This window comes from Edaphobacter sp. (assembly GCF_035532915.1).
In the GTDB taxonomy this organism is placed as follows: Bacteria; Acidobacteriota; Terriglobia; order Terriglobales; family Acidobacteriaceae; genus Edaphobacter.
Genome location: NZ_DATKQC010000294.1, coordinates 1 through 13035, shown reverse-complemented (window position 1 = coordinate 13035; position 13035 = coordinate 1). Strand labels below are relative to the sequence as shown.

9 protein-coding genes are annotated in these 13035 nt (G+C 56.5%); 3 read left to right on the top strand and 6 right to left on the bottom strand.

The features are described 5' to 3' along the window. Positions 1 to 45: 45 nt before the first annotated feature. The 3 genes from hemG to VMU57_RS14050 all read left to right on the top strand — a co-directional run bounded on the left by hemG (position 46) and on the right by VMU57_RS14050 (position 3671). Complete coding sequence (gene hemG, locus VMU57_RS14060) at positions 46 to 1440, top strand: protoporphyrinogen oxidase (protein ID WP_325384468.1); 1395 nt, start codon at positions 46 to 48, stop codon at positions 1438 to 1440. Further along, complete coding sequence (locus VMU57_RS14055; RefSeq protein ID WP_325384466.1) at positions 1440 to 2018, top strand: cob(I)yrinic acid a,c-diamide adenosyltransferase; 579 nt, start codon at positions 1440 to 1442, stop codon at positions 2016 to 2018. The genes hemG and VMU57_RS14055 overlap by 1 nt, the downstream gene beginning before the upstream one ends. Positions 2019 to 2096: 78 nt before the next feature. Then, positions 2097 to 3671, top strand: a complete 1575-nt coding sequence (locus VMU57_RS14050; protein ID WP_325384464.1) for a CehA/McbA family metallohydrolase — start codon at positions 2097 to 2099, stop codon at positions 3669 to 3671. A gap of 14 nt (positions 3672 to 3685) precedes the next feature. On the opposite strand, the gene VMU57_RS14045 is transcribed toward VMU57_RS14050, so the two are convergent. The 6 genes from VMU57_RS14045 to VMU57_RS14020 all read right to left on the bottom strand — a co-directional run bounded on the left by VMU57_RS14045 (position 3686) and on the right by VMU57_RS14020 (position 12904). Beyond that, positions 3686 to 4837 (bottom strand): phosphatidylinositol-specific phospholipase C1-like protein, encoded by a 1152-nt coding sequence (locus VMU57_RS14045; RefSeq protein ID WP_325384462.1) that lies wholly within the window; start codon positions 4835 to 4837, stop codon positions 3686 to 3688. 27 nt (positions 4838 to 4864) lie between these two features. Then, positions 4865 to 5809, bottom strand: a complete 945-nt coding sequence (locus VMU57_RS14040; protein WP_325384460.1) for a metallophosphoesterase family protein — start codon at positions 5807 to 5809, stop codon at positions 4865 to 4867. Between the two features lie 95 nt (positions 5810 to 5904). After that, positions 5905 to 9432 carry a TonB-dependent receptor gene (locus VMU57_RS14035; protein ID WP_325384458.1) on the bottom strand — a complete coding sequence of 1176 codons (3528 nt, stop codon included), beginning with the start codon at positions 9430 to 9432 and terminating at the stop codon, positions 5905 to 5907. Positions 9433 to 9823: 391 nt separating this feature from the next. After that, a complete protein-coding gene (locus tag VMU57_RS14030) occupies positions 9824 to 10591 on the bottom strand; it encodes a 5-deoxy-glucuronate isomerase (RefSeq protein ID WP_325384456.1) in 768 nt (255 codons plus the stop codon). Positions 10592 to 10699: 108 nt separating this feature from the next. Continuing rightward, a complete protein-coding gene (locus VMU57_RS14025; RefSeq protein ID WP_325384454.1) occupies positions 10700 to 11560 on the bottom strand; it encodes an inositol oxygenase family protein in 861 nt (286 codons plus the stop codon). A 306-nt stretch (positions 11561 to 11866) separates the two neighbouring features. Next, positions 11867 to 12904, bottom strand: a complete 1038-nt coding sequence (locus VMU57_RS14020) for a LacI family DNA-binding transcriptional regulator (RefSeq protein WP_325384452.1) — start codon at positions 12902 to 12904, stop codon at positions 11867 to 11869. Positions 12905 to 13035 lie beyond the last annotated feature (131 nt).

Below are 13035 nucleotides of genomic sequence, written 5' to 3'. Positions count from 1 at the left end.
CCACCGCGGAGGCCCTGGCCTCCGCATTCTTTTTGAGGAGTGTGAATGAAGCGAATTGCAATCGTCGGTAGCGGCATCGCAGGGTTGACGGCAGCCTATGAATTATCGCGCCTGGCAAACAACGGAGCCGCAATAGAGGCCGTGCTCTTCGAATCCTCGCCACGGTTGGGCGGAATCGTCGAGACCGTGCGCGAAGGTGGCTTCGTCATCGAGTGCGGCCCCGACGCCTGGGTAACGGAAAAGCCGTGGGCACGCGAGCTTGCAGAAGAGCTCGGCCTGGGTGATGCGATCATCTCTTCCAACGACGCCACGCGCAAGACCTACGTCCTCATGGATGGACAGCTAAAAGCAATGCCGGATGGAATGCGAATGATGGTTCCATCCAACCTCCACGCCCTCGACCAGTCGGACTTATTCAGCATAGAGGCCAAGCAGGCCTTTCACGCCGAGGTGAATCGAGCGGCTGAACTAAAAGCCGCAGCTCCCCAACAGGACGAGAGCGTCGCAGCGTTTGTACAGCGGCACTTCGGCAATGAAGTGCTCGCAACCATCGGGGCTCCGCTGCTGCGCGGCGTCTTCGGCGGAGACGTAACTAAGTTAAGTGTGCGTGCCGTGATGGCTCCGTTCGTTGCGATGGAGCGCGAGCACGGTAGCCTGATCGCTGCCATGCGGGCCCGCGCTATCGCGAGCGACACCAAACAGGCTGCAGTCTTCACCACGCTGCAAAGCGGACTCGGAACGCTTGTGGACAGCATGATCGCAGCAGTTCCCAAAGATTGGATTCGCCTGGGAACGAAGGTCCGTTCCATCTCACACAGCCACGAAAAGTGGGGACTCGAGACCTCCACATCGCAGGAGAAATTCGATGCCGTCATGATGGCCGCTCCCGCACACATAGCACGAGAGCTTCTGCTTCCTATCGATGGCCGCGCCGCCGAACTCATGGAGATGGATGCAAGCTCCGCGGTAGTCGTGGCCTTCGGATTTCCCGATGCAGCAAAGTTTCCCACCCCCCCGGGCTTCGGCTTTCTAGTGCCACAGGGATCGGGAAGCCGCCTGCTGGCCTGTACCTTTGTAGACCAGAAGTTCGCCAATCGCGTGCCGCAAAATGGAAAGCTGATACGTGCCTTCTTTGGCGGAGACGCCGCCGAGCGGCTGATGCGCTGCGGCAACGATGAAATATCCTCCGTAGCGCGACTCGAGCTGGCACACATCCTCGGCCCGCTGCCCGAGCCTCAGGTAACAGTAGTGCGACGCTGGCCGATGAGCCTTCCCCAATACGCTGTCGGCCACCTTGAGCGAATGCAGGAGCTCGATGAGCGCATACGAAACCTGAGCGGGCTGTCTCTATTAGGAAATGGATATCGCGGCGTCGGTCTACCCGACCTGATAAGAGATGCGCGCACCGCCGCACAGCAAAGCATAGAAGGAGACAAGTGATGAGCATTGCAACCACCCAGGGCGACAGCGGACAAACAGGATTAGCTGGCGGCGTGCGCGTCTCAAAAGCAGACCTGCGCGTAGAGGCATACGGCTCGGTCGATGAGTTGAATGCGACCCTCGGCTTTGCCCGCAGCATCTGTTATCACAAAGAAATTTGCGCATGGACCGAAGAGATTCAGCGCACACTCTTCCGCGTCGGAGGCGCTCTGGCCACTCCTCCCGAAAACCAGAAGAACGCTCCCGTCATCTCAGTCGACGATGTCGAAGCTCTAACCAGACTTGTCCATCAGATCGAAGCCACCGAAGGCATTCTCTCCGACTGGTCGCTGCCCGGCGCACACACAGAATCGGCCGCCTACGAGATAGCCCGAACCGTGTGTCGCCGCGCCGAGCGCAACGCCGTCCGTCTCGCAGAAAATGGCGTGGAGGTGAAGCCCGAGATCATCGCCTACCTCAACCGCCTCTCCGATCTCATCTGGCTCTTCGGCAGGCTCATTGAATTGACCGCAGGCATCGACGCTCGCCTCCGCACCGGAGACACGGCAGGGCCCAAATGGTCCCGCGCCTGGAGCTAACTCTTTTATCGAAATATCCATATCAAATTAGCCTTGATTTCTTAAGGAATGGCTTCCAGCCCTGCCATAATGTTTGCCATGACATTGTTCTCCTTTCTCGATTCCAGCAAGAGTCACGACGGCCATCCGCTGCTCCCGAAGACGTCACGACGTCCTCGAACTCGGATCAAATCCGCAGCGATACTCCTCTGTCTCGTCGCCGGCTTTACCTCGTCAGCATGCCGCGCACAGAAGCCATCCTCCGACCTGGATCTGCACGGAACCATCACCTATGCCAATCACCAGAGCTACGTCGAGGTTCCCTTTGAAGTGCCCAAAGGCGTCACCCGCGTCACTGTAGAATTCTCCTATACCGAGCGCGATAAACACACGACCATCGATCTCGGCATGTTCGACAGCCAGCGCTTTCGCGGATGGAGCGGCGGCAATAAGTCGACCTTCACCGTCTCAGCGACCGACGCGACTCCATCGTATCTTCCTGGCCTGATTGTGCCCGGAAGATGGAAGCTGATACTCGGCGTTCCTAATATCAGGGAAGGCGTTCGCTCCCAATACGAAGCTAAAATCCACTTCTCACACGCTGGCGACAGGCCCGGCGTCTCCACCTTCAGCCAGGCCCCTCTGCGTCCCGGCCCCGCATGGTATCGCGGCGATCTTCACATGCACGACGCACACAGCGATGGCTCATGCCTAAGCCAGTCCGGCAAGAAGGTCCCCTGCCCTCTCTATAAAACTGTCGAAACCGCAGCCGAAAGAGGTCTCGACTTCATCGCCATCAGCGATCACAACACAACCTCGCAATATAACGACATGCGCGAGTTGCAACCCTACTTCGATCATCTGCTCTTGATACCCGCCCGCGAGATCACCACCTTTCAGGGGCACGCCAATGTCTATGGCCCTACAGACTTCATCGACTTCCGTCTGACCAGCCCGCACGTCCCGGACTTCAACCGGTTACTCGACGAGGTTCAAAGCGTGCATGGCATACTCTCCATCAATCATCCCGGCATCCCTTCGGGCGAGTCTTGCATGGGTTGTGGTTGGACGGTTCCCAAAACAGACTTCAGCCGAGTCACTGCCATTGAAGTCATCAATGGAGGCACAGCCGACGGCCCACACTCCGGCATCCCGTTCTGGCAGCAGCAACTCAACAATGGATTTCGACTGACAGCATTAGGCGGCAGTGATAACCACGACGCCGATCTCAAGCCGCAAACCTACTCCGCCATCGGTCATCCCACAACCGTGATCTACGCCGCGAACTTATCCGAAAATGCCATCCTCGATGCTATCCGCACTGGTCATGTCTTCGTCGATGCCCAAGGGTCGAAAGACAGGGCCATCGAATTTACCGCAAAGACAGATACAAACACGGCAATCATGGGAGACGAAATCCAATCTCCAGCGGGGCAACAGGTACGCTTCACGCTCAAGATGACCGCCCTCGCGAGCGACCATCCAGAGATTATTCTGGATGGCCAGCCAGCCACCTTACTGGATACATCCGCCGCAAAGCAGAACGAGGAAACCAGGAACTTCGACTATCAAAGCGACGGCAAGAGGCACTGGCTGCGAGTCAACATCCGCTCCCAAAGCGGCGCTCTTCTTATCGTTGGAAATCCCATCTACCTCAACTTCTCCAAACGATAAGTCAAAGCCTCCCGTCAGCGAGCACTGGCAGGAGGCGCCAAAAGTTTATCGACGCAACCATCCGGCTTCGTCACTGGATTGCATCGAGCCACCAGCCCATCCGAAAATTCAACAACATACTTCGTCCACCGCGAAGGTTCTGAAGCCGGATAGTCGGTACTAATCATCTGCGCGCCGCTCGAAAGCGCAAGATCGCGCCGCGTCGTATCATTCGTGCGCGCCTGATCCGTATTCTCATCGGAGCGTGTCCGCACCAGATAGCCCTGCTTCACCAGCGCGTCAATCTCTTCACGCGACCCGTCGTTCTCTTCCGTAAACGCGGCATCGGGAGCACCGGGCTCTGCATTGGTAAAGAGCACCCGTCCCTCGAGCGATGGATGACCCTTCGTGTAGATCGGCTCGACGTGTCTCTGATCCAGCAAAAACATAACCTTGCCACGTGCCTGCGCCAAGGTAGGCCATCTCCCAGCGTGGACAGCCTTCACCAGTGTCGCCGAATCGCCGCGCACGTCATCCGGTGTAATCATCTCGTCTGTCTTGAAGACAGATCGAATCTCCTTATCCAGCGCATCGAAAACAGGAGCAGTAAATGGCTCCGGCGTCACTGCATTCGGGAGGTTACGATCCTTGCCTTCCTTCGTCTCAATCAAAATAAAGATCGGCAGATGCTGAGGATGCCGCTTCGACCAACTGCGAACGTCGGTAAGACAGGCGATCAGCGTCATGCAGGTGCTGCGGACATCGATATCCTGCATATGCAGGACCTTGAATCCCGGCTTGTCCATCATGTGATGAGGATCAAACTCCGGGTCTGCCGGCAATCCAGCCTTCGCCACCATGCCCAGAATCGCCGGATGCGCATATCTGCCGCCCTTGCTGTCGGCGTAAACGTCAATCTCTATCTGCCGCACACCGCCCGATAACTGATCTGCCAGCGGAGCGTGATGATAATCGAGCGCATGCAATCCCTCGGGGCTTTTCATCCCCATCAGCTTCCGCGCGCTAGGCGGAAACCCCGCATGATAGCTATTGTGCGATCCAATCACTTGGATCTGATTCACATGAACCCGCTGGTCCTGCTGCGCAGCGGTTGTCTGTTGCGCCAGCGCCAATCCACTCATAGCAATCGTCACCATAGCAAAAGAAATGGAAGTTGCTCTTTTCATCGTCATATCTGTCCCGAACTTCGTTAGCTATCCAACCAGGTAAGGCTTGCTGTAGTGTGTCGACCACTCCACAAGATCTGCATTCATCCATCGCAGCTTCTGGCTGCGGCTATCCGCCTCAAACAACATGTAGGCATTGGGGTCATAGCGAGTGGCAGCCGTAACATAATGCTGCGGCCCATAGGTATGAGCAAAGTCCACCCACTTATGCCAATGCCCCGCAATGACCATCTGGATGGTGTCGCTATGCTTTCTAAGCAACGGATGCAGGCCATAGTCCCGCACTTCCGTCGCATCTACCAGCCATAACGGATAGTGAATAAAGACAACGGTAGGCTTGCGATCATTCAGAAGACCTTCAAACCAGTTGAGCTGTTCTTCCCCCAGCGAACCAAGTCGTTTATCGAATTGTGCCGAGTTTCGATCCCACCTTGCTCCTAGAAAGTTATTCAGGTGCACAAATCGAAAACCTTTATAGTCGACCGACGAGTACGGCTTGGCCTTCAACTTTTCAGCAAACAGACGGTGAGACATCTCACGCGAAACTCGCGGAACGTCATAATCATGATTGCCGAAGCCCAGGTGCACCGGCATCTGGAACCCGTCAAAGATCTCTTTCGCATTGTCGATGCGCGTCTTGTGCTTAAAGTAGAAATCGTAGTCAGCCGACGGGTAGTTATGAAAGCAATCTCCTGCGACAAAGACCTGTTCGATCTTCGGGTGCAGCGAATTGATCAGATCCCGCGCCGAGATGAGACGCTCTGACGTGTGAAGAATACTCTCATTGTCTTCCACGCCATTCTCGGTCCCCTTCACATAAAATTCGTCGATGATATGTGGGTCCGCGACAACAGCAAAGTGAAACCTCGAAGCAGATGCTGCCCGCGTTACTTCACTCCATCCTCGCTGCGTCCAAAGTGTACCCAGCGCCGATGCTCCCATCATGCCAAACGCGCGGCGATCAATTTTCACCTGTACCTCATCCCTTGCGGCATCGCTGCCCTCTGTTAAGTTCGGCACCGCCCTGAAAGGACGGTGCCGAAGTATTGTTCCGTCACTCAGCCCGACTAGAAAATAATCTTCGCTGCGAGCTGAAGCTGTCGTGCGGGGTAAGCGCTGGTGATGCTACCGAAGGCTCCATCGATAATATTGCTGTCCGGTGCCTGGTAGTCCACCTGGTTGAGTACGTTGAAGGCCTCGGCACGGAAGTCCAGCTTGGAAGCATCGCTCCAAAGATTGAACGCCTTGTGAAGACCGAGGTCCGTGTCGAAGTAAGCGAAGGAGCGAAGGCTATTACGCGAGACATTACCATAAGCATTCGTATTTCCCAACGCCACCGACGGTACCGCCAGATACGTTCCATCCAGATAACCCTTCAACGCTGTGGCCGTCTTGGTCTGCTTTGAAGCTGGGTTCTTGATCTTAGCTCCAGCCATGGTCAACTGCGGGCGAAGAGTCACCAGATCGGAAGTATACAAAGGATTGTTGGCGGAGCTGTTGTAGTTCAGATTGAAAGGCAAGCCGCTGGTCGATGTATTGATGACCGTCGTCTGCCATCCACCGAGCACCGCATTGATGAGGAAATTCGAGTTAGCTCCGAATTTGCGCCCATGACCATAGGGCAGGTCATACACGAGCGAAAGCGTATTGTTAATCGGCTGGTCATAGCCCGAAGGACCATAGTCGTTGCTCGGATTTGCGAAGTTCACGCGGGAGTTATCACCATTGCTGGTCTCGAGATGTCCCGAAGCAAGATCGAACGCCCGGCCCCAGGTAAACGAGTTCAGCAGATAAAGCGCACCGACCCGCTTTTCCAGCTTAGCCTGCAGCGAGTTATAGCTGGAAGAGTTGCCGCCGTAGGCGATCTCGATATCACCAAACGTCGGCACCGGCCGGCGCGACTGATAAGCCACGCAACCTGTTCCACCTGCATTCAGGCAAGGGGCAGCCTGGTTATAGTCGGCTAGCACCTGAAGGTGTGTGCCCTTGTTGCCCACATAGGAAATGTCCATCACCATCCCCCAGGGCAGTTCGCGCTGGAAGCCGAAGAAGTAGCTCTGCACATAACCTGTGGCAAAGTTCTTCGGAATATAGCGTGAAGTCACCTTCTTGGGGTCGAAGTTGGAAGGACTCGTCAATCCCACCGCATAGCCCTGCTGCATCTGACGGAAGCACGCCGTCTGGTCCTGCGTGTCGTTGACGCAAAGGTCGCTTGTAGATGGCGTCGGATTGTTGATCGCAGCGTTGACGACGTTCGGCCCGTTATAGGTCAGGTTGTTTTCGCCACCGGCGCGATTGTACTGCGTATAGCTGATGCCGTAGCCGCCGCGGACGACAGTCTTTGGCGACTCGCTCCAGGCAAACCCGAAGCGCGGTCCCCAGTTCTTCATCGGAACGTGCACCAGCGCACGATCGTAGATGCTGCCGTTCTTCGCCTGGATCAACGTATTCGTCGTCGGGTCGAAGTTCGCGAGCTTGTTGTCGCGCTCCCACTGCGGCGTCGCAAGCTCATACCGCAGACCGGCATTGACCGTAAGCGTTGGCGAAACCTTGATGTCATCCTGCACATACATAAAGTTGAACCGCTGCCGCAGGTTCACCACTGTATAGTTCGTCAACGAGTACGAAGACTGGTTGCCGAAGAGAAAGTCGGCAAGGTTCGCCGCCTGCGAAAGCTGCGCAGCCACGGCGCTGCTGCCCTGCGCCGGGTCGGACGGATTCGAGGGCACGCAAGGAGAAACCGGCGTTGCAGCATTGCAAACCGGGACCGCCGCATAGCCAGCCGAATAGTTGTCCTGTCCGTAGCTGGGGTTGAAGTCGTTGACCTCTGTATTGACTGCCTGGTACTCGTAGCCGAACTTCATCGAGTGCTTGCCGCGAACCCAGGTAAAGTTGGCCTTCGGATTGTAGATGGTGGGATTCTGAAACTGCGGACTGGAAGACTGCGCACCGAACTGCGTAAAGCCCGACACCGACTGCGCATTCAGATCGCGCACAATACTCTTGTCGGTCGGCACGCCATTGGTGATGCCGTTTTCCGTAAGCAGCGAAGGATCGCCCTGCCCATACGGAGTCTTCGCTCCCTGGTTCTTCGTATAAGCAAAACGAATGTCCAGCAGCTTGGTAGGCGAAATAATCCAGGTCGTGCCGCCTGCGATCTGGCGATTCAGCAGATGAACATTCGAGTTGCCATTGCCACCGGCGCGTCCCAGAACCGTCGGCGGATCGAAGATAGTCCCGCGATGCTCGCTGTAGCGGGCAAACATGCTCCACTTCTGGTTGAAGGTCTCATCGACCCGAGCATCACCCTTGTCATCCTGGATCGTGCCGCGCGGGGAAGCAATGTAGTTGTTCGCGATCGTGTCGTATGCAACCGCTCCGGGACCGCCGCCGGTTACAGAGGTAGCGTTATTGGCTGGCAGTGCAGAAAGCACAGCCTTCGCAAACGGAGTCGCCTCTGCCGAGACATTCCCCGACGTGAAAACCGTACCTGTAATCGGGTTGCGCAGCGTGATCGGAGTAGGCGCGATCGATGGGTCTTTGTAGTGGAACATGAAGATGCCCTGGCGTTGTTCCGCATTGGGCAGCGTAACCGTCGTCACCTGGTTGCGGAAGATCTGACGCAGCCCCTCATAGTCCAGGAAGAAGAAGGTGTGGTCTTTTTTGATCGGTCCGCCGAACGTTCCGCCGAACTGGTTGCGGATGAAGGTCTGCTTGATCCCACCCGCCGGCTGAAACGGCCCAATGGCGTTCAGGGCGGTATTCCGGAGATAGTCGTAGCCCTTGCCATGGAACTTGTTCGTTCCGCGCTGTGTCGATACGTTGATGACGGCGCCCGAAGCGCGTCCATACTCTGCGGAGTAGTTGCTGGTCTCAACCCGGAACTCGCTCACCGCATCCGGCGACGGTGGAATATTCTCATTCGCGAAGCCCTGGTTTGAGGTGCCATAGTTGTTGTTGTCGAGACCATCGAGAAGGAAATTATTGAAGGCAGAGCGCTGGCCGTTCACATTGAACGAACCCTCGCGGCTCGATGCTGTCTGGTTCTCCAGCGCGGATTTGTGCACACCCGGAGCCAGAAGAACAAGGTCAGCATAAGATCGGCCATTGAGCGGAAGGTTCTCAATCTCGCGCGTCCCGATCACCTGGCCGCGCGAACTCGTCTCCGTCTCCAGAGCCGTCGGCGCCGCCGATACCGTCACCGCCTCCGCAACCGATCCGGCCTTCAGTGCAAGGTCGACGCGCTGGCGAGCATTGGTCGTCACCGTGAAGGCCTGCGTCTGCGTCTGCTGAAAACCCTGCGACTCGGCAAGGACCTTGTACGAGCCGATCTGCACGCTCGAAAACTCATAGCGGCCCTCGGCGTCCGTCGTCGCTGTCTGCTGAATGCCTGTCGCAACGTTGGTCAGCGTCACCTTGCTGTTCGGAATCGCGGCGCTCGTCGTGTCCCTGACATAGCCCAGCACCGAAGCCGACTCAAACTGCCCATAGCACTGCAGCGCCGGCAACAGCAGAAGAACTGCCAGCACCAGCCGCAGCCATCCCCATGTTCCCGTCGACCCATCCCCCGAATCATTCGGTCTTACTGTTTGCATGCTTTGCATCATCTGTCCTGCCTTCTCGAAAAAATGAACTTCATTTGGTGGTACCAGCGCAGCGGCATCATCCGCGTTTACGCTTTACGACTTACTGCTTTTGTTCAACCGCGATGAACATTACCCATCCCGGAGGACGGCTGTCAACCAAAAATACGCTAACGGAACCGGTAACGTAAATTTAGCTAATATCGATATAAGTAACATAAAAACATACACTTACAAGTAAAAATGAGTACGATTTAGCGAAAACTACAACGACCCATACCGCAAGCTAAGAATCGATTCCCTCCATCATGCTGTCTTTGTGTGAATCTAAAGTGAACAAGAGATGACGCCGCCATAAACATGCGCGGTCATCGACTTCAGTTTTCCAAGTAATTATCTCAACTTAGGCAAATCGAGCGTCCACTGTCACCACGCCCCACTGGCGATCCACCACCTCGCGATGCGCCGCCATCATCCACACAAAATTTAGTTCGCTCCCCGGAATCGCCACGTTCGGGTGATAGCCCTCCGGCAGCAGCACCGCATCCCCGTCGCGCACCACCTCCACCTCGGCGGCAGAGATCCCGTCCGTGTACACCAGTTGCAGACCGAACGCGGGCTCCGGCATGTCGAAGAACACGTAGATCTCCTCGAGCATTGCCGCATGCTCATGCGGAGGCCAGCTTGTCCAGTTGCCCGGCAGCGAACTCGTCACTCCCACCACCAGCCGCCCTGCCTTCACATTCGTTCCCAGCATGATATTGATCTCACGCTTCGAGCTCTCATTGCCCGCGACAAAATGCAGCTTCTCATTCGCCTTCACGCTGGAATAAGGAACAAACTGCACCGGATACTCCCCATCCACCACCGCGGAGCATTCCACCAGGTCGACCTCGGAGACCGTCTGCACCGTTACCGGCAACCCTTTCGAGATATACAGAGCATCCCTGGTCTTCAGCTCAAAACGTTCCTCCCCCACCGTCACCGTGGCCGCACCGCTCAGGCACACCAGCCCGGTCTCCTGGCCGTCATTGATAAAGCTCACACGGCTCTCTTTGTCGTCCAGCCGAATCCTGCCATAGCTCATCTCCCGCATCGAGCTGTTGCTCGGAGAGATGAAGATGTTCCGCCCCTTCAAAACAGCCGTACCGCTAATCAAACGCTTCGACATCGCCTCTCCCTGTCTGGCTTTGCGCCTTTTACAAAGATCAAAAAAATAGCCCCGAAAAAGCTCTCGCAATCTCGGGGCTGCTCAGTGAAAACTCGGGGAAGGCCTCCATTACCAGACGATCTTGGCCGGGAAGAACTCGGCAAACAGATCGTCGTAGTAGGGCTTCAGCTCCTTCAAATCCGGCTTGGTATGCCCCTTCGAATAGAGGTCATACACGTTGAACTTGTTGACCCACTCGAACATCTTCACATCGTGGTCGCTCATCAGGTGGCGGTACGCGCCATGCCGGTGGGCCGAGTAGAACGAGTGATAGCGCAGCATGTACAGCGACTCTTCGGGCATGTAATTCTTCATTACTTCCCCGATATAGCCGTCATGCCCAAACGACATGTGCACCTTGCTCAACCCGCAGTTCGGCTCGTAGATGCCGTACTTCGTCTGATACAGCGCGTTGTTGATATCGGGATTCGCCTTGAAGTACTGCGGAAAGACGATCTGGTCGGAATAAGCGCAACCCACCGGAAAGGTATCGCCCACGACGCCCCACTGCGGCTCGCCCCAGAGGCACAGCACCTTGCCTAAGTCGTGAATGAAGCCGGTCAGCACAAACCATCGCGGATGCCCGTCCTTGCGGATCGCCTCTGACGTCTGCAGCAGGTGCTCAATCTGGGTCAGGTCGGTATCAGGATCGCTGTCGTCCACCAGAGTATTCAAAAACTCCGCTGCCTCCCAGATGCTTTTCTCCCCCTTGTTCAGGCCGAAGTACTCCTTCTCCTTCGCCATCACATAATCGAAGCTCTGGTGCTGGTGGTTCAGGCGATAGAACTCAGCGACACCGGGGGTCGCATGCTCGTCATACTGACGGAACTCGTCCTCGCTCTTGCCTTCCTGATAGCGCCCGGTTAAAAATTCATCCCACTCATCCATGTCCTTCAGCGGGGCGTCGGTAGAGATTGCTGTCGTTGCCATAGGAACCTTCCTTCGGCGCAAAACATCTGCGGCTCGCGTTACCGCTAACTATAGTAGCCCTGAAAATGTTGGTATGGCAAGCAGAATGTCCATTTTTCTTTCGGCCTCCCGGAACCCACCTGTTTAGTGAATCTTGAGAAGTCTTGAAAATAATTTCTACAGAACCGCGCAGGCTAACGCCCTCAACTCCGCTATCTTTGGATCTCCACTCTCGTTACCGTTTCAGGTGACTGCAGGCGACGCGCAAGCAAAGACCGCACCCAGAAGAGAGCGGAATTTAGCGCGTAACTAAAGCGTAGTCAAAGATTAGCTCTGGCCAGAGCCCTTAGACGCGGATCCCTTGACCGTCGACTCCCGCACCACCAGCGTCGATTCCAGCAGAACGCTGCGCGGCGACTGCTCTGGCTTTGCCGACAGATCCAGCGCAAACTCTCCCGCAACCCGCCCCAGCTCAGTCGTCCCATGGTCGATCGAGCTTAGCGGAACCCGCAGATAATCCGCATAACGCAGATTTCCGCAGCCGATAAATGCAATGTCCTCAGGCACCCGCAACCCCGCCTGCAGTGTCGCGTCCATCGCGCCAATTGCGGTCAGATCGTTATAGCAGAACACCGCATCCGGCCGCGGGTCCAGCCGCAGAAGCTCCTGCATCGCCTGAAATCCGGCGGTGTCGCCCGCCTCTTCCACCCGCTCCCGCACCAGCACATAGCTCTCGGGCACGATCAGCCGATGCTCCGCCATCGCGCTCCGGTATCCGCGTAGTCGATCAAACGAAGGGCTGGTGTTCTTACCGCCGATATGCGCGATGCGCTTCCGTCCAATCTCGATCAAGTGCCTGGTGGCCATCTCGCCAACCTTCACATCGTCAGTCCCGACAAAGTGCGCCGCCAGATGAGGAAAGTTCCGGTCAAACAGCAGATAAGGAGTCCGTACATCTCCCAGCTCATAGAAGTTACGCAGGCTCGCCTGGCACGACGCGATCAGCAGCACATCGATCCCCCGGCTCAGCAGCGTCCGAATCTCCTGCTGCTCCACCTCGGGGTCTTCTTCGGACGAGGCCAGGATCAGCGCCCGCTTGCTCGTCCGCAGCACACCACTCAGAGACTTGGCGAACTCGGCAAAGAACGGATGCACAAGATCCGGGACCACCAGCCCCACAGTATAGGTGCGCCCGCTGGCAAGTCCCCGAGCCATCATGTTGGGCTGATAGTTCAGCTCTTTCATGCGCTTCAGCACGCGCCGCCGCGTCTCTTCTCCGATATCGGCGTTGCCCCGCAACACCTTCGACACGGTGACGACAGACACTCCTAAATCACGCGCAATATCTTTCAGCCTTACAGCCATGTCCGCTCCTGAAACTTCTCCACATCTGAAGCATACCCAAACTCTGCGATCCTGAACGCCCTCGACTCCGAACCTAAGAAAACCGAGTCCTTCTCCACAAGCTCCAGGTCCCCGCAATCAAGCTCAACAGC